Genomic DNA, 23,396 nt, shown 5'->3' on the forward strand with positions numbered 1-23,396 from the left:
ACTTCAACGCGCTGACGCCAATGATGGTGGCGGCATAATCGAGGCGGAAATCCACTTAGCGAAACGCCCGAAACTGTTCAAACAAACTGAGCCACCTCTAAACCGAGAACACGGGTCTGACCGTTTTCCGGCGGTTGGTTGCGGCGGATCTTGGTATCGACAGGGTTGACGGATACGGCCCTTACTTCCACCAGCAGGTCATGCCCTTTCGCCTCCGGCATGGGCAGTTCGAAATCGAACAGTGCATCCGTCTCCGTAATGGGCTTAGAGCTCTTGTAACCGATGGCGCGCATGGTGCTTCTCCGTCTGTTTTCCGTTTCGTTTATCTGATAGGTCTTTGCCTAGCCCGCAAGGGCAGAGCGGGGGACCGATGAGCGAAGCCATTGATATTTTAGCCAAACAGCGCGACGCTTTTTTGCGGAATGGGCAGCCGTCGCTTGAACAACGCAAAGCCGATCTCAAGGCACTGCGTAGCGTCGTAACCTCCCATCGCCGCCAGATCGAAGACGCTGTCGATGCGGATTTTGGCGGGCGTTCACCTTATGAAACCGCACTTCTGGATATCGTCGGCATCGTTCAGGCCATCGATTATCTCAGCCGCAACCTGAAGCGGTTCATGAAGCCGGAACGGCGACATGTAGCGGCAACATTTCAGCGCGGGCGCGCATGGGTGGAATATCAGCCACTCGGCGTCATCGGCATCATGTCGCCTTGGAATTATCCGGTTTTCCTGGCCATCGTGCCGCTGGCAACGGCAATTGCAGCGGGCAACCGCGCCATGTTGAAGCCGTCTGAGCTGACACCGAAAACCAGCCAGTTGATGAAGGACATGCTTGCCAAGGTATTTCCGGAGGAGAAGGTCTCCGTCGTTCTTGGCGATGCGAAGGTAGGTGCTGACTTTAGTGGCTTACCCTTCGATCACCTGTTCTTCACCGGCAGTACGCAGGTCGGGCGTCTGGTTATGAAGGCGGCAAGCGAAAATCTCGTGCCGGTGACGCTGGAACTGGGTGGCAAGAGCCCGACAATCATTCAGCAGGGGCATGTTACCACCGATAACGTGGGAGCAATCGTCTTCGGCAAGCTCGCCAATGCCGGGCAGACCTGCGTCGCGCCCGATTATGTGTTCGTACACGAAACGGACGTCGAGGCTTTTGCCGCGGAATTCGACAAGGCGGTGGCGAAATCCTATCCCGATGGGACTGCGAGCAGGGATTATGCTTCGATCATCAGCGACAGACACTTGCACCGGCTGAACGATCTGCTTGAAGATGCGCGCGTTAAAGGCGCAACTCTGCGGGCAGTTGGCAGGAATGGGCAGGCCGGAGCGAGAGCCCGCGTCCTGACGCCGACGCTCGTCTTCAACCCAACCGATGATATGGCGGTGATGCAGGAGGAAATCTTCGGACCGATACTGCCGGTGCGCAGCTATCGAGAGATCTCCGAAGTGATCGCTCACATCAATCTCGGGCCGAGACCACTGGCGCTATACATCTTCGGGGAAGACGGGGGTGAGGTGTGCAGACAAATCCTTTCGCGCACGACATCCGGTAATGTCGGCATCAACAACACCGTGCTGCATGTGGTGCAGGACGATCTGCACTTCGGAGGTGTTGGCCACAGCGGTATGGGCGCCTATCATGGCATCGAAGGATTCCGTCGCATGAGCCACGCCAAAGGCGTGTTTTCGCAGGGAGGGTTCAGCTTGCCCAAGCTTTTGCGCCCGCCCTATGGACGGCTGGCCAAAGCGACTCTTGCTTTTCTCCTGCGTTAGCGCGAAAGCTGGCGTGACGCATTTGGCCTCCACTTTCCGTCAAAATATTTCCGCACTGCAACATGGAACTGCCCGGATTGCCTCATAGCTTCGCGCGCAGTGATTCTCAGCGAGGGATTTTCAAGTATGAGTATTGGTTGGGTCGAGGCTGCGATTCTCGGGCTGGTTCAAGGGCTTACCGAATTTTTACCAATTTCTTCCAGCGCCCATTTGCGCATACTCGGAGAATTTCTCCCCTCGGGCACCGACCCCGGCGCTGCTTTCACGGCCATCACGCAAATCGGTACGGAACTCGCCGTTCTTGTCTATTTCTGGTCGGATATCGTTCGCATTGCGCTTGCATGGATGCGCCAAAACCTGCGGCTGCCGGGTCAATACGATGTTGCCGATGCACGGATGGGCTGGATGATCATCGTTGGCTCGGTGCCGATCGTGCTTCTCGGTCTCGTGTTCAAGGATGCCATCGAGCATTCCCTGCGCAATCTTTATATTACGGCGGTGATGCTGATCGTCTTCGGTTTGATACTCGGTTACGCGGACCGGATCGGCAAGAAGAAATACGGATTGAACAAGCTGATCTGGCGCGACGCAATCCTCTTCGGTTTCGCGCAGGCCATGGCGCTGATACCCGGCGTGTCTCGTTCAGGCGGTACGATCACGGCTGGATTGCTACTCGGTTATACCCGTGAGGCGGCCGCGCGTTACTCTTTCCTGCTTGCCGTTCCTGCCGTTTTCGGTTCCGGTTTCTATCAGCTGTTCAAGAGCATAGGCGAAGACAATCCGGTCGGGTGGGGCCCGACGGCGCTTGCCACTGTCATCGCTTTCTTCGTCGGTTATGCGGTGATCGTGTTCTTCCTCAAACTGGTCTCGACCAAAAGCTATATGCCATTCGTCTGGTACCGTGTCGTCATCGGCATTGCGCTGCTGGGGCTGCTTTTGGGCGGCGTGATCAGCCCGATTTAAGCGGGCTCACAGAGACGATCCGGTGTCAAACTCCGGATCGTCTCAAAATTTTATGCAATTTTTGTAGTTTTGGTGACTACGCAATGATTTTTCGTTCCAGCTGTGCAATAGAGCCATTCGTTGCGCGCCACAGGCTGTAAGCTTTGTTACACGGGCGCATTGATTTATACTGTCGGGGCCTCTTGATGACTGATGAAAACCATTGCGCCCTTGCTGTGGACGATATCCACAAAAGCTTCGGCAATCATGAGGTTTTGAAAGGCATTTCGCTCAAGGCCAACAAAGGTGATGTCATATCCATCATCGGCTCGTCCGGTTCCGGCAAGAGCACTTTTCTGCGCTGCATCAACTTTCTGGAAATTCCAGACCGTGGACGTGTGATCGTCAATGGCGAGGAAGTGGCCGTGAAGCAAGGCCGCAATGGCAAGTCCGCGCCGCAGAACTGGCGGCAGGTGGAACGTCTTCGCACTGGCCTCGGCATGGTGTTTCAGGGCTTCAATCTCTGGGCCCATCGCACGGTGCTGGAAAACGTCATTGAAGCACCGGTGCATGTGCTGGGCGTAAAGCGCGCGGAAGCCATCGAAAAGGCTGAAGCCCTGCTGCACAAGGTTGGTCTTTACGAAAAGAAGGACGCTTATCCTGCGTTTCTCTCCGGTGGCCAGCAGCAGCGCGCGGCCATCGCGCGGGCGCTGTGCGTCGAACCCGCTGTGATGCTGTTCGATGAACCAACCTCGGCACTGGACCCGGAACTGGTCGGTGAGGTGTTGAAGGTTATTCGCGATCTGGCGGATGAAGGCCGCACCATGCTTCTGGTCACGCACGAGATGCGCTTTGCCCGCGATGTATCGAGCCATGTCATGTTCTTGCATCAAGGCCGCGTCGAGGAGGAGGGGCGGCCGGAGCAGGTTTTCGGCAACCCCGTCAGCGCCAGAGCCCGAGAATTTACCGGCGTTTTCGCCAACTGATTTTTCAAAACAGGAGATTGAGATGAAATTCCTCGCTTCGCTGATGGCCGGTACGGCCTTCGCACTGTCCGCTTTTTCCGCACACGCCGATGTGCGCTTCGGCGTCATGAATGAAAGCTACCCGCCTTTCTTCTCGCAGGATGCGAGCGGCAAATGGCAGGGCTGGGAAATCGACCTGATGGACGCCGTTTGCGCCGAGATGAAGGAGAAATGCTCCATCGTCGCATTGTCCTGGGATGGCCTTATTCCAGCGCTCGAAAGCAAGAAGTTCGACGTGATCTGGTCCTCCATGTCCAACACCGCCGAGCGCCAGAAGGTGATCGATTTCACAGACAAATATTACAACACGCCAAGCAAGCTGATCGGCGCCAAGGATGGCAAGCCCGGCGCGACGGCTGAAGACGTCAAGGGCAAGACGATCGGCATTCAGGTTGCCACGATCCAGTCCGCTTATTACGCGAAATACTTCAAGGACGTGGCCGACGAAAAGACCTACCAGACGCTGGACGAAGCTTTTCAGGATCTGGCCGCCGGTCGCATTGACTATGTTTTCGGTGACAGCCTCGTTCTCGACGCTTTCCTGCAAAGCGATGCAGGCAAGGATTGCTGCGCCGATGCGGGCAACGTAGCCGATGACCCGGAAATTCTCGGTCTCGGCGTTTCCGGTGGCGTTCGCAAGGACGATCAGGACCTGAAGCAGAAACTGAACGCGGCCATCGCCGCCGTCCGCGCCAGCGGCAAGTATGACGAGATCACTAAGAAATACTTCTCGTTCGATATTTACGGCGCGAAGTAAGCACGGTTTGCGCGGTTAATGGCAAGCATTGAGACAATGGCCCAGCTTCTGTCACCCTATCCTCCGGGATGGGGCGGCACGCTGCTGACCGGTGCCGCTGCAACGCTTGCCATTTCCGCAGGGGCCTATCTGATTGGTATCGTCATCGGCATGGGTGGCGCGCTGGGCAAGCTTTCCGGCAACCGACCACTTGTCGCCGCGCTCAATCTTTATACGACGCTGATCCGGTCCGTGCCCGAACTGATCCTGATCGTCGGTCTCTACTATGCCGGAACGGATGGGCTTAACCGTCTGTTGCAGATGGCGGGCTTGCCGCCGCTTGAGGTCAATGGTTTCGTGGCAGCCGTTGCCGTGCTGGGCTTCGTGCAGGGCGCTTACATGACGGAAGTTCTGCGCGGAGCGATACTGGCCATTCCCGGTGGACAGATCGAGGCGGCGCGCGCCTTCGGCATGTCACCTTTCCTTCGGTTTCGTCGGGTGGTTCTGCCAGCGCTTCTACCAAATGCACTGCCGGGACTTTCCAACCTCTGGCTATCCGTTACCAAGGATAGTGCGCTTGTTGCCGTTGTCGGTTACCAGGAACTGGCGCTTGCCACGCGTTTGGCCGGGGCCAGCACGAAGCAGTATTTCCTGTTTTTCATGGCTGCTGCCCTTCTTTATCTGGCGATCACGCTCGTTTCCAACGTCCTCTTCAGGCTGATCGAACGGCATGTCCGCCGTGGCCAGCCGGTTTTAGGTTGAGGGCGTGCTGATGGATTTTTCCTGGATCGAAAAATACTGGCCGCTGCTGCTCACCGGAGCATGGCAGACGATTGCGCTGCTTGTCATCTCCGTTAGCCTCGGTTTCATCCTCGCCATCGGCCTTGCTTTCGCGCAGGTCAGTGGCGGCAGAATAACGAGGCTTCTTGCACGCGGCTATTGCACCTTTTTTCGCGGCACGCCGCTGCTGATTCAGCTCTGGCTGCTCTATTACGGAGTCGGTTCGCTGCTGCCCATGGTGCCGGGCCTTCGTCAGAGCTTCATGTGGCCGATATTGCGCGAAGGCTTTTTCTTCGCAGCCGTCAGCTTCACGCTGAATTATGCGGCCTACGAGGCAGAGGTGCTGCGCGGCGCGCTGCTCGGGGTGCCGAAAGGTGAACTCGAAGCGGGCAGGGCATTCGGCATGAGCCCGTTCAAGCTTGCCCGCCGCATCTGGCTGCCACGCGCGATCCGCAACGCACTGCCGACCATTGCGGGCGAAGTGGTGATGCAGCTGAAAGCAACGCCGCTTGCCTTCACCGTGACCGTGATGGACCTTTATGCGGTGGCCTACAAGGTGCGGCAGGATACGCTGTTGGTCTATGAACCACTCTTCGTCGTCACCATTTTCTATCTCATCTTAACCGCCATCATCGCCCGCTGCTTCGGCTTCATCGAACGCCAGGTGCCGGTAAGGCGGTAATCTCGCAAGGAGTTTCATCATGAGCGGTATTCGTATCCTGGACGGCGGCATGAGCCGCGAGTTGCAGCGGCTGGGTGCAGAGTTGAAGCAACCGGAATGGTCGGCAATAGCTCTCATCGATTCGCCAGATATCGTCCGGCAGGTCCATGCCGAATTCATCGAAGCCGGTGCCGACGTCATCACCACCAATTCCTACGCGCTGGTTCCGTTTCACATCGGTGAGGAACGGTTTCAGAAGGAGGGAGCAGAGTTGATCTCGCTGTCTGGTCGTCTGGCGCGTGAGGCGGCGGATGCTTCGGGCCGCAAGGTAACGGTGGCCGGTGGCCTGCCTCCGATTTTCGGCTCCTACGAGCCGCAGAATTTCGATCCGTCGCGCGTGCAGGATTATCTGAAAGTGCTAGTCGAAAACCTTGGCCCGCATGTCGATGTCTGGCTTGGCGAAACGCTGAGCCTGATCGCCGAGGGTCAGGCCGTGCGCGAGGCTGTGGCCGCAACCGGCAAGCCGTTCTGGATTTCCTTTACACTGGATGATGACGCCAAGCAGGTTGAAGGCGCTGAGCCTAAGTTGCGATCCGGCGAAACCCTGCGGGCCGCAGCCGAGTGGGCCGCCGGATCAGGCGCTGCCGCATTGCTGTTCAATTGCTCTAAGCCGGAAGTGATGAAGGCCGCCGTCGAAACCGGCTCTGCAGTCTTCAAGGAAAAAGACGTCTCGCTGGAAATCGGCGTTTATGCCAATGCCTTCGAAGGCGAACAGGGCGATTCTGCGGCGAACGAAGGCCTGCACGGCACCCGCGCCGACCTGACCGATGACGTCTACTCCCGTTTCGCCTGCTCCTGGGCAGACGCAGGCGCAACGATGATCGGCGGCTGCTGCGGCATCGGTGCGGCGCATATTCATACGGTGGCAGGTGCTTTGCGCAGTCGGTGAATGGAATCTAAACCGGAAAACAAGCCGATAATCATTTGAAAATGTAAAATTAAAGAAGAAAATCCAGCCGTAGTGATGCGGCTGGACCTTTTTATTTTACAGCAACGTCCCGCTCAAGATCGCCAGTGCGACCGAGAAGTAGATGATCAGACCGGTGACATCCACGAGCGTTGCGACGAACGGCGCCGAGGCGCTGGCGGGGTCGAGGCGCAGGCGTTGCAGCAGGAAGGGCAGCATGGAACCGCAGATCGAGCCGAAGGTGACGATGCCGACCAGTGCGCAGAAAACGGTGAAGCCGACAAGCAGCCAGTGTTCGCCGTAATCATAAAAGCCTGCCTGCTGCCAGATGGTGAGGCGCAGGAAGCCGATAGCGCCGAGGATGGCGCCAAGCGTCAGGCCGCTTGGTAGTTCGCGCACCAGCACCCGCCACCAGTCGGAAAGCTTCAGCTCGCCCAGCGCAAGAGCGCGGATGATGAGTGAGGTGGCCTGTGAGCCGGAATTGCCGCCGGACGACATGATGAGCGGGATGAAGAGCGTCAGCACGACAGCCTTTTCCAGCTCGCCCTCGAAATGCTGCATCGCACTTGCCGTCAGCATCTCACCGAGGAAGAGGGCGGAAAGCCAGCCTGCGCGCTTGCGGATCATGTCCAGGAAACCCATGGACATATAGGGCTTGCCGAGCGCCTCCATACCACCGAACTTGTGAGCATCTTCCGTTGTGTCGGCAATCATGGTGTCGATCACGTCATCCACGGTGACGATGCCGAGGATGTGGGCGTGCTCATCCACGACCGGAATGGCCAGCAGATCGTGCTTGCGGATCAGGCGGGCAACATCTTCCTGCGACATCAAGGGATCGGCGTAGACAACGCCTTCCCTGGATGCAACGGAAAGGATGGATGCGTTGGGTTCCGCCGTGACGAGGCGGCGCAGTGTGACAATCTTGGTCAGCGTCTTGTCTTCGGCCAGCACATAGATGGCATAGACCGTTTCCCGCGAACGCTCGACGACGCGGATGTGGAAAAGGGTCTCTTCCACCGTCCAGTCGTCCGGCACGCTGACGAACTCCGTCGTCATGATCGAGCCAGCCGTACGGGGCGGATAGGTCATCAAATGCTGGATGGCGGCGGCTGTGGTGCGGTCCAGCCGCGAGAAGAGGCGAGTGCGGTGGGCCTCGTCCATCTCGGCCATGACGTCAGCCACACGGTCATCCGACATAAGGTTGATGAGACGGGCGGCCTGATCCATCGCAATGGTGGAGATGATTTCTGCGGCACGGTGCAGTTCCGGGCGGTCCAGAACGGCGACGGCTTTTGCCTGTGGCATCTTCAGCAATGCGTCCACGGCTTGCGTGACGTCGAGAGTGTTCAGCTGATCGACGCGTTCTGCAATCGTCATTGGGCCTGCGTCACCGCCGCGGAAAAGACGTGCGGCCTTGCTGGCTCTCAGGGAGAGGTTGTGAAAGTTCATGATTTGCTCACCTTCCAGTCGATCCGCCGATCTCGGCGGAACGTGGTGAGCCGACAGCTGTCAGATCAGGGCACGCTTCGCCGGTCTCGGCAAGGGCAATCGACTACTACTGTCGCTAGACATCTAATGATGCTCCGTGGATATCCGTGCCAGGTGGTTTTTACCCGCACGTAAGGCCTGTGGTGCGCCTGAATCTGGGAATAGTCAAGCGGGGCAAATATGAAATTTTTGCAAGGTTGGTTTGCTGGTGGAAGCGGTGCCTCTTGGCTTCGTCATTCCTGGTCTTGTGACAGGAATCTAGTCAGCCCAAGTCTTTGGGCAGAAAAGACTCTTTCGACGCGCAGACGCGCGTCAGCTGGATTCCTGTGACAAGCACAGGAATGAGGGGAGAGGTGTCAGGCCAGCGCTTTTTCCCGCCGCTCCAGCACAACGGCTATCGCCAGCACCAGCAGTCCGCCGAAGGACAGTACGGCACCGATATAGCCCGTTGCCGCGTAGCCATACCCCATGGCGATGACGATGCCGCCGAGCCAGGCCCCGAGTGCGTTGGCGATGTTGAAGGCGGAATGGTTGGAGGCTGCTGCGAGCGTCTGTGCGTCGGCTGCTACATCCATCAGGCGCGTCTGCACCGCCGGGCAGGCAGCGAAACCGCAGCCGATGAGGAACACGCAGATGCACATCACGGTCGGGTTGCTGGCGGCATAACCAAACAGCGCCATGATGAAGACATTGAAAGCCAACATGCCGCCAATCGTGCCGTTTAGCGAAATATCCGCCAGACGCGATCCCACGACATTGCCGACATTCATGCCGATGCCAAAGAGTGCCAGAACCATGGCGACGGTAGAGACCGGCATCATGGCGACATCGGTGGTGGTCTTGGCGATGTAGCTGAACACGGAGAACATGCCGCCAAAGCCGATTGCCGCAACGGCAAGCGTCAGCCACACCTGAATGCGGCGGAATGCGCCCAGTTCCCGCCAGACGCTGGCACCTTCCTGCACCTTGTCACGCGGCTGAAACAGCCAGAGGAGTGCGACGGTGAGAATTGCGATTCCGCCGACCATCATGAAAGCGGCGCGCCACGAGAACATCTGGCCGAAGAAGGTGGCAAGTGGGGTGCCAAGAAGCGTGGCGATGGTGAGCCCCAGCATGACGCGCCCAACCGCGCGGGCGCGCCTGTGAATGGGAGCCATGGAGGCGGCGACCAGTGCCGCGACACCGAAATAGGCACCATGCGGCAGACCGGTGATGAAGCGCAGGGCTGTGAATGTCCAGAAGTCCGGGGCGACGGCGCTGAGGATGTTTCCGGCGGCGAAGACGCCCATCAGCGACAGAAGCAGCACGCGGCGCGAGAGGCGCGCAGCAAGTACAGCGATGATCGGCGCGCCGATGACGACGCCGAGCGCATAGGCTGTGATGACATAGCCTGCCACGGGGACGCTGACACCATAAGTTGAGGCGACATCCGGCAACAGGCCCATGATCGCGAATTCTCCGGTGCCGATGCCGAAGCCTCCAGCAGCAAGCGCGAGTTCGATCAGCGCGATGGAGAGGGGCGTCAGACTTGTGGCAGCGGGCGACGGCTCAACGGTTTCAGATCCCGCCGCGGGGCGGTTTTCGGAAAGGCACGCATCGGTCATGGGGGTCACGAAGAAACAGAAGAAGAAAAAAAGGGCAAGATCGAAGGTCATCGATCTGCCCTGACTGGAAGTTGCGGTCACCAAAATGACCTTATCTTTCGAATAACATGGTTTTGTGCATCGCGGTAGTCATTGATTCGTCAAAAAGGAAATTTCACGCAATGGTGTACGGAACCGAAACGACATCATAGCATTTTAATCGCGCGTTACGCGCAACAGGGGCTGGACGGGCAATATGAAGCTGGTGGCGATATTCAACCGCGATGGCGGTACTTTCAGGACCACCGATCTGGATGCCTATTGCGACCACGCCACAAAAGTCTTCACCGATGCTGGCCACGAGATCGAGTGCCGCCTGGTATCCGGCAAGGATATCGTGCAGGAAATGGAGCGCACGGCGGATGAGACCGGACTAGACGGGCTGATCGCCGGTGGCGGCGATGGCACCATTTCCGCTGCCGCTGGTATCGCGTGGAAACACGGAATTGCGCTTGGCGTGGTGCCTGCCGGAACCATGAACCTCTTTGCGCGCTCACTGAAATTGCCGCTCGACATCTGGCAGGCCGTCGACACGCTGGCCAAGGGTCATGTGCAGAACGTCGATATCGCCAGCGCCAACGGGCACCCTTTCGTGCACCAATTTTCTGCGGGGCTTCATGCGCGCATGGTGCGCATTCGTGACAAGATGGAATATGCGTCCCGCCTCGGTAAAATCCGTGCGAATATTCGCGCCGCCATCGGCGTCGTTCTCGATCCACCGGTCTTCGATGTGGAATTTACGGTTGCTGGCGAAACGCAGCACCGCCGGGTCTGCGCAATTTCAGCCTCCAACAACGAGTTCGGTGAAAACTCGCTGCTGGTGGCCGATGATATTACGCGCGGCCAGCTCGGCTTTTACGTGGCTGAAGCATTGACGCCCTCCGGAGTTGCGGGCCTCGCCATCGATATCCTGCGTGGAAAACTGAAGGAAAATTCGGCTGTAACGGCCATGGCGGTGACGGAGGCGGAACTGCATTTCCCGAAGCGCCGCCACGATGTGCGCTGCGTGATCGACGGTGAACTGCTGCCGATGGACCGCGATGTGAACCTGAAAATTCATGCAGGTGAACTCAAAGTCATCGTGGCGAAAGATTCCACAAACGTTTGATATTGCTGCGTCCTGACGCTGCCTTGCCAAATCGCGTTACAGTCGCCACACTCTCATGCATTGATTGGGAGTCTCATGCGCGATGAACGATGTTTCGAAAACGATATCCAACCTCGCCGCAATAGACGCCGCCCACCATCTCCACCCTTTTTCCGACATGGGCAAGCTGAACGCCTCCGGCACGCGTATCATCGAGCGTGCGGAAGGCGTGTTCGTCTATGACAGTACGGGCAAGAAATATTTGGATGCTTTCGCCGGGCTCTGGTGCGTCAACATCGGGTATGGCCGACGCGAAATCGCCGATGCCGTGTTTCGGCAGATGAACGAGCTGCCCTACTACAATGCCTTTTTCGGCACCACGACACCGCCTGCCACGCTGCTTGCGCAAAAGATCGCGTCCCACGCGGGGCCGAATATGAACCATGTATTCTTCACCAACTCCGGTTCTGAGGCGACGGATACCTGGTTTCGTATGGCTCGGGTGTACTGGAAGGCGCTTGGCCATCCCACAAAGACCAAGGTGATTGCGCGCCGTAATGGATATCATGGTTCCACGGTGGCTGGAGCCTCGCTTGGCGGCATGACGTGGATGCATGAGCAGGGGAATTTGCCGATCGATGGCATTTCCCATATCGGCCAGCCCTATTGGTACGCGGAAGGCGGCGATCTCTCACCGGCGGAATTCGGTCTGAAGGTTGCCCGTGAACTGGATGCGAAAATCGATGAGCTGGGCGAGGAAAATGTCGCCGCTTTCGTGGCCGAACCGATACAGGGGGCAGGGGGTGTCATTATCCCGCCGGAAACCTACTGGCCGGAGATCGTGCGCATCTGCAAGGCGCGCAATATTCTGCTTGTCTCGGACGAGGTGATCTGCGGTTTCGGACGGCTGGGATCATGGTTCGGCTACCAGCATTTCGGCTTCGAGCCGGATCTGGCGCCGATCGCCAAGGGGCTGTCCTCGGGTTATCTGCCTATCGGCGGTGTGCTGGTGTCAGACCGCGTGGCCGAGGTCATGCTGACGGAAGTGGGCGACTTCAATCACGGCTTCACCTATTCCGGCCACCCCGCTTGTGCGGCCGCTGCGCTGGAGAACCTCCGGATCATCGAGGGTGAGGGGTTGGTCGACAGGGTGCGTAACGATATCGGCCCCTATTTTACAGAGGGCTTACAGAGCCTGCTGGACCACGATACGGTGGGAGAGGTAGCCAGTATCGGGCTGATAGGTGGCCTGCAACTGACCGCCGACAAGGCGACACGCAGGCGCTTCGAAAAGCCGGACGATATCGGCGTGATCGTGCGCAACCATTGCCTCGAGAACAGACTGATCATGCGCGCAACCGGCGACCGGATGCTGGCTTCCCCGGCCTTCACCATCAGCCATTCAGAGCTGGATCAGATCATCGAAACTTTGCGCAAAGGGCTAGACCACCTGCGTGAAACGGTAAGGGCTTGAAGAATGGCAGAACAGGAACATCGCTACATCGTTCATATTCAGTGGACGGGTAATCGCGGCACAGGGACATCGGGCTACCGCGACTATGGTCGGGATCATGTGATCTCCGCCCAAGGGAAAGCGGAGATAGCAGGGTCGTCCGATCCGGCTTTCCGTGGTGATGCCTCGCGCTGGAACCCGGAAGAACTTTTGCTCGCTTCCGTTTCCGCCTGTCATAAGCTTTGGTATCTGCACTTCTGCGCGGTTTCCGGCGTCGTGGTGAGCGACTATGTGGACGAGCCGGTGGGTGTGATGGTGCTGACGAAGGATGGTGGCGGGCACTTTACCGAGGTGGTGCTGAAGCCTGCCATAAAAATTACGCAGGGCGACATCGAGACCGCGCAGCGGCTGCACCACGACGCGCACGAGAAATGCTTCATCGCCAGTTCCGTAAACTTCCCGATCCGGGTGGAAGCAACCATCGAAGCGGCCTGAATTTACTTCAGCCCAATCGTTTCCCAGGCGTAATAAAAGGAATGGCGCTTGCCTCCCGCACCTGCGTAGGGAACTTCAATATTCCTGATTTCGGTCGGCGCGGGCAGGGAGGCGCGTGCAGCCAGACTGTTTAACGCAGCACCTGGATCATCCAGCCGTTGCCCTTCGTTACTCGTACCCGCAAAGAGCACCGTTGCGCCTTGTGGAAGCTGCGCGGGGAAGGTTTCCACATCGCGATTGCCGGTGAGCACCAGTGCTTTCGGAAACTGCATTTTCAGATTTCCGCCAACAAGCCCACCTGACGCAATGACATATTGCGGTTCCGTGTGACCTTCGCGCCGTACGGCTTCGCCGAAACGATCGTAAGGAATGTGAACCAGCGAATACCGCTCGAAATGTGGTGTAATCAGCCCCCGTCCAAGCAGGACAGTGATGAAGCCGACCGCTAGAACGGCGGTGACGGCAAGCATGGAGCCGAGTTTCGGCATGGCATCTATGCCGGATGCCCGGATTTTCAGGGCGAGATAAAGCGGCAGGAGCGCAATATACACCGCGAGCCATTTCTGGCGGATATGGGTAACGCCGACCAGGACAACGACGAGGAGAACGATGGCGAATGATATCAGCAATATGCGGCCGAAGACCTTCGTCCACTGATCGCTAGCAGAAATGATCTCCCTGATATTCTTATAGAATATCGCAGCGAAGATAGCGGTTGTCAGCGCAATTCCCTTGATGGCGGCGAGCACCAGATCCTTGCTTCCGTCCAGCCTGTCGAACTTGATCTGCTCGCTGCCTTCCTTCATCTCGCCCAGCGTCTGGGCGGTGGCGATGTGCAGATTTTCCCACATCCAGAGGCCATGGGGAGAGACAACGACACCGGCGATGACAATCGTCAGCAACAGGCGCCAATCCAAAAGCCGTGCCCGCAAATCTTTCTCCGGCAGGATCGCGATAATTGCTGCCAGCGGAATGGGAATGAAATTATACTTGGCCAGTCCGCCGATGCCGATGGCGATGCCGGTCAAGACATAACCCGCCAGACTTGGCTGCTTGAGCGTTCGAACGAAACCGTAGAGAAACAGCGAGACAGCAAAAAGCGCCAGAACGGTATGTGAAAGATCGCGCTGCGACATGACGAATACCGGCGGCAGCGTCAGAATGCCGAGAGTTGCGATATTCGGCAAAGCGCGGTCTTCCGGCATCAGCAGCCGTGCAGTGAGCCAATAGAACAGGCAGGAGAGAAACAGCAGCCCGTTTTTGAGAATGCTGAGCGAGGCGATGGATGCGCCGATGATTTCGTTCAGGCCATATTGCAGCCATGTGTAGAGCGGCGGCTGCGAGCCGTAGCCGAGCAGCAAATATTGCGCAAAAAGTGCCTGCTGCGTTTCGTCCACTTCAAGCGCGGGGGAACGGATAGTTCTGAATATGATCGCAAGCAGGAAATACCCCGCAATCGTAACCATGACGACGTCTGGATTGCGGGATAGTGCTTTGCGCATAGGGCTCAAGACCTGTCGTCGGAGAAAACTTTGCTGACGATGTAATTCGGCGTGCGCTCATCCCGGTAGTAGAGACGGGCGATCATTTCCGCCAGGATGCCGGTGGTGATGAACTGCATGGACGAGAGCAGCAGCACGACGCCGACCATCAGCATGGGTCGCGTGCCTATGTCATTGCCGAAGATGAACTTGTCCACGAACAGGTAGAGCATGATGACGCTGGCAAGCGCGCCAAGCCCGAGGCCGAGCGAGCCGAAGAAGTGCCCGGGCCGCGCCTTGTAACGCATGAAGAACATGACCGACAGAAGGTCGAGAATGACACGGAATGTACGCGAAATACCGTATTTCGACGCGCCGAACTGGCGCGCATGGTGCGTGACCGGCATTTCACCGATGCGGGTGCTCGGCACTACGCCCGCCACCCAGGCTGGAATGAAGCGGTGCATTTCGCCCATCAGCTTCACCTGCTTGATGACGGATGAGCGATAGATTTTTAGGGAGCAGCCATAATCATGCAGGCGAACGCCGGTTATGCGGCCGATCAGGCGATTTGCGATCCAGGACGGAATTTTGCGCAGCACCAGCCCATCCTGCCGGTTCTTGCGCCAGCCGACCAGTAGATCGAGTTCGCGGCGCTCCAGCTCCGCCACCAGCATGGGAATGTCTTTCGGGTCGTTCTGAAGATCGCCATCCAGCGTAGCGATCAGCCTTCCCTTCGCCGCATCGATGCCCGCCTGCATGGCGGCGGTCTGGCCGAAATTTCGCTGCAAGGCCACGATCCTGAGATCAAGGCCGTCTTTAGAGAGATAGGACTTGGCATTGGCGATCGTCGCATCCGTGCTGCCATCATCGATCAGGATCAGCTCCCACTGTGCGTCATAGGACGCCATAGCCTCCAAAACGCGCTCAATCAGCGGACCGACGCTTTCTTGCTCGTTGAAAATCGGGACAACAAGCGATAGTTCCGGTTTCGTGCTTGTCGGAACTTCGGTGTGTAGGGCGGTCGTTGCTGGCACGGAGGCTTTCTCCTGTTGGAGCGTCCCTGTTCAATCGAAACGCTCTCACGCATAGGTAATATGCGCCAAAGCCGATAAGACGCGGCGCGGCGTTTGTCCAGTCAAGGTCACGCGCAGATGGGAATACGTATAGTATGTTACCGACACAGTGGCTAAGCCGCAACGCTATGACGCTTTTCACCGGGTTGGTCATCCTGGCCTACGCAGCCTTTATCCAATGGATGTGGGGCTGGGAAACGGTGCTGCGGCTGTGGTCCGAGGCGGGGTGGAGCGCAATGATTGCGGCGCTGCTTCTGCTGGTTTCGACCTATGTGCTAAGAACCTGGCGCATCTACGATTATTTTCCAAACGAAACGAAAGCCCGGTTTGCGCCGCTGTTTCGCGTCGTTCAAATCCACAATCTGCTCAACATCATGCTGCCGTTCCGAAGCGGTGAAACCAGCTTTCCGCTGCTGATGCGCAAGGAGTTCGGCGTGACGCTGGTGCGGGGAACGTCCGCGCTGCTGGTGATGCGCCTGTTCGATCTGCATGCGTTGCTGGCGGCTGCGGGTATCGGCTTGGCTGTGGAAAAGGCAAGTGCGGCTGTCTGGCTCTGCTGGGCCGTATTCCTTCTTCTGCCGGTGTTCGGCTTTGCGATGCGCCGATTGATCTTCGGGCTTTTTCGCAAAAATGCCTCCTCGAAAACGGGCAGGCTTGCAGAGGAAGTTCATGCGGGCCTGCCCGTCGATAACCGCGCCTTTCTGCGCGCATGGGGCGTGACGCTGATCAACTGGTTCGTGAAGATTGCCGTGCTGACATGGGTGCTGATGCTGATGGGAGGTTTGAGCCTGCCCGCAGGCTTCGGCGGTGCGCTAGGTGGAGAGCTTTCCTCCGTCCTGCCAGTTCATGCGCCGGGGGGCGTCGGTACGTATCCGGCGGGCATAACCGCCGGTGCAATCGGCTTTGGCGCACCCGCAGGCGAGGCGGCGCTTTCAGCGCTGGCGCAGGCGGCGGTCAATGTTCACCTGCTGGTCATTCTCTCGTCCCTGATCGGGACCAGTCTGGCGCTGTTCGTGCCGAAACACAAATAGCGCCAGCGCGATATTCCTACTGAAACGCCGTCTCGTAGAAGCTTCGGAGCTTGCGCGAATGCAGCTTCTCCGTATCCATCGCCGCCAGCTTCTGCACCGCGCGGATGCCGATCTGCAAATGCTGGGCGACCTGCGTGCGGTAGAACTCCGTGGCCATGCCGGGGAGTTTCAGTTCGCCATGCAGCGGCTTGTCGGAAACGCAGAGCAGGGTGCCGTATGGCACGCGGAAGCGGAAACCGTTGGCGGCAATCGTTGCCGATTCCATATCGAGCGCGATGGCGCGTGATTGCGACAGGCGCTTCACCGGCCCGGCTTGATCGCGAAGCTCCCAGTTGCGGTTATCGATGGTGGCGACGGTGCCGGTGCGCATGATGCGCTTCAACTCGAAGCCCTCGTAACCGGTCACTTCCGCTACCGCACCCTCCAGCGCCATCTGCACTTCCGCGAGCGCCGGGATAGGCACCCAGACGGGCAGGTCGTCATCCAGAACGTGGTCTTCTCGCACATAGGCGTGCGCCAGAACATAATCGCCCAGTCGCTGGCTGTTGCGAAGCCCCGCGCAGTGGCCAACCATCAGCCAAGCGTGCGGGCGCAGCACGGCAATGTGGTCGGTGATCGTCTTGGCGTTGGACGGGCCGACGCCGATATTGACGAGCGTTATGCCCGCATGGCCCTTCTTTTTCAGGTGATAGGCGGGCATCTGCGGCAGGCGGCCAAGTGTCATGTCCGTTATAGGCCGGTCTGAACCTGCCTTCGTGACGATGTTGCCCGGCTCCACGAATTCTGTGTAACCCTCGCCACCTTCGGCCATCATCTTGCGCGCCCATGCGGCAAATTCATCGATATAGAACTGGTAGTTGGTAAACAGCACGAAGTTCTGGAAGTGGTTCGCGCTCGTTGCCGTGTAGTGGCTTAGGCGGGCCAGAGAATAATCGATGCGCTGGGCGGTAAAGGGGGCCAGCGGCGCTGGCTCACCCGGAACCTGATCGTACTCGCCATTGGCGATCAGATCGTCGGTGTTGTTCAGGTCCGGTGTGTCGAACAGATCGCGCAAGGGGACGTCTGCCAGCGAGGACGCAGCGGATGCCTCCACGAAAGCGCCCTCTCCAAAAGCAAAATGCAGCGGAATGGGGGTGGCGGATTCGGCAATAGTGACGTGAACATTGTGGTTCTTCATGAGAAGACCAAGCTGCTCTTTCAGATAGTGCCGGAAAAGCTGCGGGCGCGTTACCGTCGTTGTGTAAACACCGGGCGAAGTGACGTGCCCGTAGGACAGGCGCGAATCCACATGACCGAAGGTCGAGGTCTCGATGCTGACCTGCGGATAGCAGGCCCGGTAACGGCCCTCGATGGGCGCGCCCTTGGCAAGCTCGGTAAAGGAATTGATGAGGAAATTGGTGTTGCGCTCATAAAGCGCCGTCAGCGCCTCAACGGCTTCCTTCGCATCGGTAAAAGTCTGCGGCGCGAAAGGCTCTGGCGTAATGAAGGAGAGCTGTGGAATCGTGTGCTTTGCTATTGTCATGGCCTATTATAGAGAGCCAATTCAGACAGGCAAGCGACAGAAATATGTGCGTTTCAAAAAGAATACGCAGCCGTCTTAGCCGCCTGTGCCAAGCCTCAAAGCGTAACGCGGCACCCCGGCGTAAACGAATGTTGGCAGCTATAGGACGCGCCCATATTCACCCGCTGGAAACTGCGATCCGGATTGATCACCAGCGCCGCAAAAGACATCGCAAAAATCGCCATCAGAAGAACGATGATGCTGAAACGCCGAACCAGAACTCCCATGTCCATTCCCCTTTGTGTCACGTCTTGCCCTTTGTTGAACACGACATTGCCACGTTTGGACTGAACCGGCGCTGAGAGGCCGGTTCATTTGGGGTTCAGGGTTGTTAATGGGGGTGGGTAATCTGCCGTTCCATGCTCAACCAAGAGGTGTTTTCATGTTGCGGTGTGTAAATGAAGGATGTAGCTATAAAGCGAACAATTCAATCTCTGGCAGCATTAAGAAAATGGGGTGTCTCTTTGAAACCGGAAGAGCTTCAGTATGAAAATCTAAAGTCAGTAATCAATTCCTTTGAAGATAAGGGGCGAGAAGAAGCTAGATCGTTCCTTAACTGGTTTCTTGAAAATATATTTAGGCTTGATCCAATCGAGGCCGATGACTGTATTTGCGACAAGCCCAACGATCGAGGAATTGATGCGATATATGTTGATGATAACCAGAATGAGATTTTGGTTCTTCAAGGCAAGATTAAGCAAAGAGAGTCTTCTATCGGAGATGGGCCACTACGTGAACTTGCAGGTACGATAACGCAAATTGAAACCGTCGAAGCCGTTGATGCTCTTATTGCCGGGGGAGGCAATGAGGACTTGAAAAACCTGTTACTCAGGCTGAAAATTCGAGATTTGGTGTCGAATGGTTATTCGGTCATTGGATCTTTTGTATCGAACCAACCACTCGATGAGAACGGTCGCGAATTCGCTGTCCAGCATGGACGAATTCGCGTGTACGACCGCAATCGAATCTCGTCTGAATATATAGACATTGAGGCAGATGGAGGAGTCGATGATACATTTTCTTTTGATCTGTCGTACGTTGAACCGCTCCAAATTAAAACAAAAAGCGGCGTGAGTTCATATGTCTTACCTGTACAAGCGAGAGAGCTAGTTAGAATGTCAGGGATCGATGATGGAACATTGTTCTCGCAAAATGTCCGCCAATCTCTTGGAAATACGAAAGTAAATAAAGCAATGAAGGAAAGTGTTGCCGATAAAGGTCAACACCAATTCTTTCCTCTTTATCACAATGGTGTAACGATACTTTGTAAGAGGGCTGAAATATTTGGCAGCAAGCTTAATATTTCTCAATATGTTGTTGTAAATGGTGCTCAAAGTATTTCGACCTTTAAGAAAGCCGAGAACAGTCTTTCTGACGACTTGAGAGTAATCGCCAAGATTATTGAACTAGATGATTCGAATCTCGCTAAAGCCATCACAATTAACAGTAACAACCAGAATGCGATAAAGCCAAGAGACCTAAAATCTACAAATGAAGTGCAGATCAGATTAAAGCACGAGTTTGAGGAACAGTTCCTGAACAGGTTTGAATACGAGATAAAGCGGGGTCAGACCACCTCTGAAGGTGTGGAGGTAATCACCAATGAAGAGGCTGGCAGACTTTTGTTGGCTTTCGATCTGTTGGAGCCTGAGTCGTGCCATCAAGTTTATAAGTTATTTGACGACAAATATACGGAGATATTTGCTAGACCTGCGGTGACCGCAGCTAGAATTGTGTTTCTTTCTGAGTTGATGAAGATTATCTCTAATAATATGCCTCATATCGAGTATAGGCCGTTATCTAAATATGGTCTTACTCGCTTCTTCCTTTTGTCCGTTTTGTCGGAGATGTTCAAAAAAGACGCCGATATAAATAGCTACATCAGGAACCCTCAGAAACTACTAGGAGAGAAATTCGAAAATTTCGGAAGCGCGGTTAGTGATGCCTTACGCTCAATGATTATCGATCTAAATTACGAAGTTAAGCAAAGGGGCGACGCATTCGATTACAAAGGCGATTTGAAGAGTCCCGCTAAGATCAGAGAACTCCGAGAGGAGCTATTGAAGAGCTACGAGAAAGAAATTGCGAAAGGAAAAATCAAGCCTGTCTCGCAGATGATTGCTCAATAAAACATCCTAGAGGCGCCGCATCACACGGCGCCTCCCTTCATCCCTAACAACGCAAACCCATCACCCAATCATCGCACCATCATCGCGCTTGATCGCAACGATCACGGAGCGTGGCAGCTTGCCTTCGCCGTCCGGGAAGGGGGCGTCGGGGTGTTGGATGCCGACGAAGTGGGTGCGTTTGTCGGCGGACCAGGTTTGGCCGGTGACTTCGGAACCCTTTGGCGAGGTGAGGAAGCGTTCGATGCGGCCGGTGACGGGGTCGCCTGCGAGCATCTGGTTGTTGCCCTGACCGGCGAATGCGCCTTCGTTGCTGTCTTCGCCGTCCGTCTGGATCCAGAGCAGGCCGGTACTGTCGAACATCATGCCATCCGGTGAGTTGAACATGTTGCCGGAGTTGATGTTGGAGGAGCCTGCATAGGCATCCTTGTGTACGTCCGGGTTGCCGGCCATGCAGAACAGGTCCCACTTGAATTTTCCGTCCGCGTGGTCGTCGTTTTCTGGATACCAGCGAACGATCTGGCCGTATTCGTTCTTCTCGCGCGGGTTGGCGGCGTTGATTTCCATGACATCGCCACCGGCGTTAGTGCGCATCTTGCCGTCCTTCACTTCGCCGCGGCGGCTGTTGTTGGTCAGCGCGCAATAGGCTTCGATGGCGATGGGGTTGATGGCGACCCATTCCGGGCGGTCCATGGTGGTGGCACCGACCTTGGAAGCGGCCTGACGGGTGAAGACGCAGATTTCGTCCATCTTCATGCCGGTCGATGCTTCCGTCAACGCAACCCACTCGCCATTGCCGTCATCGGTGAACTTGGCAACGTAGAGCGTGCCTTCGTCCAGAAGCTTGGAGGTATCGCCGCCAGGCACGTAGATGCCGTTGGAGATGTACTTGTAGAGGAATTCGCCGCGCTCGTCATCGCCCATGTAAACGACGACGCGACCGTCACGCGCCACGACGACGGCAGCGTTTTCGTGCTTGATGCGGCCAAGGGCGGTGCGCTTCATCGGTGTGGAGGATGCGTTGGACGGATCGATCTCCACGACGTAACCTGCGCGGCGCGGCTCGTTCGGGTGCTTCGAAACGTCGAAACGCTCATCGAACTTCTCATAGCCATAGCGGGTTTCCGCCGTGATGCCGTAGCGCTTGTAATCGTCAGGCATTTTGAAATCGGCAACGGTGGAGCCGAAGTAACCGTTGAAGTTTTCTTCGCAGGTGAGGTAGGTGCCCCACGGCGTGCGGCCCGCGCCGCAATTGTTGAAGGTGCCGAGACAGTCGATACCGTTCGCATCGGCTGCGGTCTTCACCAGATCGGAACCGGCGGCTGGGCCGGAAAGCTTCATTGGCGTGTTGTGGTGAATGCGGCGGTTAAACGGGCTGTCGACGACGATCTCCCAGCCATCGTTTCCTTCGGCCACTTCCATGACGGTGACGCCCTGCATGTGCTGGAGGATTTTCACTTCGTCCAGATTGGCAGGCATGCCTTTTTCGCGGTGGGGCAGGTTGGTTTCGTTGTTCACATATTCATGGTTGACGGCAATCAGCTGATGGCTGCCAACGACGAAAAGCTCCATGCCATCGGTGTTTTCACCGAAAACCTTGTCGGAGTTTTCAAGGCTGACGCCCTTCACTGGATCGATATCCGACGCGGTGGAAAACAGCGGCTGGCCCCACTTGGCAACCGGCTTCCAGCTGTAGTCTTCAGGAACGTGGATGGTGTTGTCGGTAGCGATGCCGACCGGCTTGAACGGAAAGCGCGATGCGGCAGCTTCCTGCGCCTGTGCAGAGGTGGAGCTGGCAAGGTTGCCGAGCGTGCCCAGTGTGCCAAGGGCGGCGGCAGCAGAACCGAAGGCGAGAACGCCGCCGAGGAAGCCACGGCGAGAGACAGCCCGTTCGACAACGCGGTCGAAATCGGTCACGGCTGGCGGCGGGTTTTGCAGTTCATCCCACTCGTCCCAGCTCAGCTTGCTCGTATCGATCTTCGTCATGGCGCTCTCCATTCGTTCGTAGTTTGGAACAATTCCAGGGAGCGCACTAGCGGCGGTTTATTACAGGGGGATGACGAAATGCAGTTTCAACGTGTCTTCGCCCGCTCCGCTGCAAGCAGGTCTATGAAGGCGCGCAAGGGTGCCGGAACGAACCTGTTTGAAAAATAGAGCTGCGGGCCATCAAACTGCGTCCACCAATCCGGCAGAACGGGGCAAAGCGCACCGCTTTCAAAATGGGGCGTCAGCCAGTTTTCAAAGGTGTAGATCAGGCCGTGGCCGGAGCGGGCGAAATCGATTGCGGTGGCAACAGCGTCGACGCCGACAATCAGGCGTCCTTGCGGATCGACCGTCAGTGCCTCATCGCCCTTTTCGAACTCCCATTTGATGATTGCGCCGCTGGAAAAGCGCAGGCGAATGCAATCGTGCTTGAGAAGTTCAAGAGGATGGGCGGGGATGCCTTTTGCTTCCAGATAGGCGGGAGATGCGGCAAGAGCCGAGCGTTGATGGGATGGCCCGATGGGGACCGCGATCATATCCTGCGCCAGATGTTCGCCATAGCGAATGCCCGCATCACAACCTGCCGCAGTCGCGTCCACCAGCCTGTCTTCAACAACGAACTCGACGCGCACCTGCGGATGTTTTTTGAGAAAAATTTCGATCAGCGGCGGCAGGATATCCACCATGACTGCGCCGGGCACATTAAGCCGTAACAGACCGCGCACGTCCTCCTGAGAACTTGCCGCATCCTGAAGCGCGGCTCTTGCTTCGCTGAACAGCGGATTGAGACGTTCCGCAAGGGCAATTCCCGCCTGAGTCGGTCGGACACTACGGGTCGTGCGCGTAAGCAGCGGCACGCCGAGCCGCGCTTCCAGCCTCGATATGCGTTCACTCACCGAAGCGGGCGATATGCCCAACCGCTTCGCCGTGGAGCGAAAGCCTTCCGTCTCGCATATATCCAGAAAAACCGAAAGATCATCGTAACTGGGCATATCATCATTGTTCGCCATAGCGATCAGACTATACGGTTTGCGACAGATTATCAAACGATGACATAGGCCGTAACAATTGCCTGAATTTCAGTATC

The 23,396-nt window shown here is 56.9% G+C and carries 21 protein-coding genes; 12 read left to right on the plus strand and 9 right to left on the minus strand.

Going from position 1 to position 23,396, the window contains the following annotated elements; genetic code table 11:
• Positions 1-77: 77 nt before the first annotated feature.
• Positions 78-293: a hypothetical protein gene (locus G6L28_RS04830; RefSeq protein ID WP_234902472.1), complete on the minus strand. Its 216-nt coding sequence runs from the start codon at positions 291-293 to the stop codon at positions 78-80.
• 77 nt (positions 294-370) lie between these two features.
• Here G6L28_RS04830 and G6L28_RS04835 point away from each other — a divergent pair, with 77 nt between their 5' ends.
• The 7 genes from G6L28_RS04835 (at position 371) to G6L28_RS04865 (ending at position 6,864) form a co-directional block, all read left to right on the plus strand.
• Positions 371-1,771, plus strand: a complete 1,401-nt coding sequence (locus G6L28_RS04835; protein WP_174062668.1) for a coniferyl aldehyde dehydrogenase — start codon at positions 371-373, stop codon at positions 1,769-1,771.
• Between the two features lie 126 nt (positions 1,772-1,897).
• The gene (locus G6L28_RS04840) at positions 1,898-2,734 is read left to right on the plus strand and encodes an undecaprenyl-diphosphate phosphatase (protein WP_174062669.1); all 837 of its coding nucleotides are present in this window, start codon (positions 1,898-1,900) and stop codon (positions 2,732-2,734) included.
• Positions 2,735-2,919: 185 nt separating this feature from the next.
• Positions 2,920-3,699 (plus strand): ABC transporter ATP-binding protein, encoded by a 780-nt coding sequence (locus G6L28_RS04845; protein ID WP_174062670.1) that lies wholly within the window; start codon positions 2,920-2,922, stop codon positions 3,697-3,699.
• Between the two features lie 22 nt (positions 3,700-3,721).
• Positions 3,722-4,495: a transporter substrate-binding domain-containing protein gene (locus tag G6L28_RS04850; RefSeq protein ID WP_174062671.1), complete on the plus strand. Its 774-nt coding sequence runs from the start codon at positions 3,722-3,724 to the stop codon at positions 4,493-4,495.
• Between the two features lie 18 nt (positions 4,496-4,513).
• Positions 4,514-5,236: an ABC transporter permease gene (locus G6L28_RS04855; protein WP_174062672.1), complete on the plus strand. Its 723-nt coding sequence runs from the start codon at positions 4,514-4,516 to the stop codon at positions 5,234-5,236.
• Between the two features lie 10 nt (positions 5,237-5,246).
• On the plus strand, positions 5,247-5,936 hold the full coding sequence (locus G6L28_RS04860) for an ABC transporter permease (protein ID WP_174062673.1): 690 nt from the start codon (positions 5,247-5,249) through the stop codon (positions 5,934-5,936).
• Positions 5,937-5,955: 19 nt separating this feature from the next.
• Entirely contained in the window at positions 5,956-6,864 is a 909-nt protein-coding gene (locus G6L28_RS04865) for a homocysteine S-methyltransferase family protein (protein WP_174062674.1), read from the plus strand.
• 96 nt (positions 6,865-6,960) lie between these two features.
• On the opposite strand, the gene mgtE is transcribed toward G6L28_RS04865, so the two are convergent.
• Together mgtE and G6L28_RS04875 are read right to left on the minus strand one after the other, a co-directional pair.
• Positions 6,961-8,334, minus strand: a complete 1,374-nt coding sequence (gene mgtE, locus G6L28_RS04870; RefSeq protein WP_174062675.1) for a magnesium transporter — start codon at positions 8,332-8,334, stop codon at positions 6,961-6,963.
• Positions 8,335-8,729: 395 nt separating this feature from the next.
• Entirely contained in the window at positions 8,730-9,977 is a 1,248-nt protein-coding gene (locus tag G6L28_RS04875) for an MFS transporter (RefSeq protein ID WP_174062897.1), read from the minus strand.
• 235 nt (positions 9,978-10,212) lie between these two features.
• Here G6L28_RS04875 and G6L28_RS04880 point away from each other — a divergent pair, with 235 nt between their 5' ends.
• The 3 genes from G6L28_RS04880 (at position 10,213) to G6L28_RS04890 (ending at position 13,051) form a co-directional block, all read left to right on the plus strand.
• Positions 10,213-11,124 (plus strand): diacylglycerol/lipid kinase family protein, encoded by a 912-nt coding sequence (locus G6L28_RS04880; protein WP_174062676.1) that lies wholly within the window; start codon positions 10,213-10,215, stop codon positions 11,122-11,124.
• 82 nt (positions 11,125-11,206) lie between these two features.
• Complete coding sequence (locus tag G6L28_RS04885; protein WP_174062677.1) at positions 11,207-12,577, plus strand: aspartate aminotransferase family protein; 1,371 nt, start codon at positions 11,207-11,209, stop codon at positions 12,575-12,577.
• A gap of 3 nt (positions 12,578-12,580) precedes the next feature.
• Positions 12,581-13,051 carry an OsmC family protein gene (locus G6L28_RS04890; RefSeq protein WP_174062678.1) on the plus strand — a complete coding sequence of 157 codons (471 nt, stop codon included), beginning with the start codon at positions 12,581-12,583 and terminating at the stop codon, positions 13,049-13,051.
• A 2-nt stretch (positions 13,052-13,053) separates the two neighbouring features.
• On the opposite strand, the gene G6L28_RS04895 is transcribed toward G6L28_RS04890, so the two are convergent.
• Positions 13,054-14,553 (minus strand): glycosyltransferase family 39 protein, encoded by a 1,500-nt coding sequence (locus G6L28_RS04895; protein ID WP_174062679.1) that lies wholly within the window; start codon positions 14,551-14,553, stop codon positions 13,054-13,056.
• Between the two features lie 5 nt (positions 14,554-14,558).
• The gene (locus G6L28_RS04900; protein WP_174062680.1) at positions 14,559-15,569 is read right to left on the minus strand and encodes a glycosyltransferase; all 1,011 of its coding nucleotides are present in this window, start codon (positions 15,567-15,569) and stop codon (positions 14,559-14,561) included.
• Positions 15,570-15,703: 134 nt separating this feature from the next.
• Here G6L28_RS04900 and G6L28_RS04905 point away from each other — a divergent pair, with 134 nt between their 5' ends.
• On the plus strand, positions 15,704-16,639 hold the full coding sequence (locus G6L28_RS04905; RefSeq protein ID WP_234902473.1) for a lysylphosphatidylglycerol synthase transmembrane domain-containing protein: 936 nt from the start codon (positions 15,704-15,706) through the stop codon (positions 16,637-16,639).
• Between the two features lie 16 nt (positions 16,640-16,655).
• On the opposite strand, the gene amn is transcribed toward G6L28_RS04905, so the two are convergent.
• Entirely contained in the window at positions 16,656-18,161 is a 1,506-nt protein-coding gene (gene amn / locus G6L28_RS04910) for an AMP nucleosidase (RefSeq protein ID WP_174062681.1), read from the minus strand.
• Between the two features lie 95 nt (positions 18,162-18,256).
• The gene (locus G6L28_RS04915) at positions 18,257-18,427 is read right to left on the minus strand and encodes a hypothetical protein (RefSeq protein ID WP_174062666.1); all 171 of its coding nucleotides are present in this window, start codon (positions 18,425-18,427) and stop codon (positions 18,257-18,259) included.
• A gap of 171 nt (positions 18,428-18,598) precedes the next feature.
• Between G6L28_RS04915 and G6L28_RS04920 the strand changes: the two genes are divergently transcribed.
• Entirely contained in the window at positions 18,599-20,329 is a 1,731-nt protein-coding gene (locus G6L28_RS04920) for an AIPR family protein (protein ID WP_202033533.1), read from the plus strand.
• Between the two features lie 60 nt (positions 20,330-20,389).
• Here the strand turns inward: G6L28_RS04920 and G6L28_RS04925 are convergent, their stop codons facing one another.
• Positions 20,390-22,312, minus strand: a complete 1,923-nt coding sequence (locus G6L28_RS04925) for a PhoX family protein (RefSeq protein ID WP_174062682.1) — start codon at positions 22,310-22,312, stop codon at positions 20,390-20,392.
• A gap of 86 nt (positions 22,313-22,398) precedes the next feature.
• A complete protein-coding gene (locus G6L28_RS04930) occupies positions 22,399-23,301 on the minus strand; it encodes a LysR family transcriptional regulator (protein WP_234902474.1) in 903 nt (300 codons plus the stop codon).
• Positions 23,302-23,396 lie beyond the last annotated feature (95 nt).

This window comes from Agrobacterium larrymoorei (assembly GCF_013322225.1).
GTDB classification, from domain to species: domain Bacteria; phylum Pseudomonadota; class Alphaproteobacteria; order Rhizobiales; family Rhizobiaceae; genus Agrobacterium; species Agrobacterium larrymoorei_A.

Coding starts and splice junctions, on each gene's coding strand:
- G6L28_RS04840 (WP_174062669.1), top strand. CDS start 1,898: ATGAGTATTGGTTGGGTCGAGGCTGCGATTCTCGGGCTGGTTCAAGGG.
- G6L28_RS04885 (WP_174062677.1), top strand. CDS start 11,207: ATGAACGATGTTTCGAAAACGATATCCAACCTCGCCGCAATAGACGCC.
- amn (WP_174062681.1), bottom strand. CDS start 18,161: ATGACAATAGCAAAGCACACGATTCCACAGCTCTCCTTCATTACGCCA.
- G6L28_RS04920 (WP_202033533.1), top strand. CDS start 18,599: ATGAAGGATGTAGCTATAAAGCGAACAATTCAATCTCTGGCAGCATTA.
- G6L28_RS04865 (WP_174062674.1), top strand. CDS start 5,956: ATGAGCGGTATTCGTATCCTGGACGGCGGCATGAGCCGCGAGTTGCAG.
- G6L28_RS04845 (WP_174062670.1), top strand. CDS start 2,920: ATGACTGATGAAAACCATTGCGCCCTTGCTGTGGACGATATCCACAAA.
- G6L28_RS04905 (WP_234902473.1), top strand. CDS start 15,704: ATGTTACCGACACAGTGGCTAAGCCGCAACGCTATGACGCTTTTCACC.
- G6L28_RS04880 (WP_174062676.1), top strand. CDS start 10,213: ATGAAGCTGGTGGCGATATTCAACCGCGATGGCGGTACTTTCAGGACC.
- G6L28_RS04830 (WP_234902472.1), bottom strand. CDS start 293: ATGCGCGCCATCGGTTACAAGAGCTCTAAGCCCATTACGGAGACGGAT.
- G6L28_RS04835 (WP_174062668.1), top strand. CDS start 371: ATGAGCGAAGCCATTGATATTTTAGCCAAACAGCGCGACGCTTTTTTG.
- G6L28_RS04855 (WP_174062672.1), top strand. CDS start 4,514: ATGGCAAGCATTGAGACAATGGCCCAGCTTCTGTCACCCTATCCTCCG.
- G6L28_RS04925 (WP_174062682.1), bottom strand. CDS start 22,312: ATGACGAAGATCGATACGAGCAAGCTGAGCTGGGACGAGTGGGATGAA.
- G6L28_RS04890 (WP_174062678.1), top strand. CDS start 12,581: ATGGCAGAACAGGAACATCGCTACATCGTTCATATTCAGTGGACGGGT.
- G6L28_RS04860 (WP_174062673.1), top strand. CDS start 5,247: ATGGATTTTTCCTGGATCGAAAAATACTGGCCGCTGCTGCTCACCGGA.
- mgtE (WP_174062675.1), bottom strand. CDS start 8,334: ATGAACTTTCACAACCTCTCCCTGAGAGCCAGCAAGGCCGCACGTCTT.
- G6L28_RS04915 (WP_174062666.1), bottom strand. CDS start 18,427: ATGGGAGTTCTGGTTCGGCGTTTCAGCATCATCGTTCTTCTGATGGCG.
- G6L28_RS04895 (WP_174062679.1), bottom strand. CDS start 14,553: ATGCGCAAAGCACTATCCCGCAATCCAGACGTCGTCATGGTTACGATT.
- G6L28_RS04930 (WP_234902474.1), bottom strand. CDS start 23,301: ATGCCCAGTTACGATGATCTTTCGGTTTTTCTGGATATATGCGAGACG.
- G6L28_RS04875 (WP_174062897.1), bottom strand. CDS start 9,977: ATGACCGATGCGTGCCTTTCCGAAAACCGCCCCGCGGCGGGATCTGAA.
- G6L28_RS04850 (WP_174062671.1), top strand. CDS start 3,722: ATGAAATTCCTCGCTTCGCTGATGGCCGGTACGGCCTTCGCACTGTCC.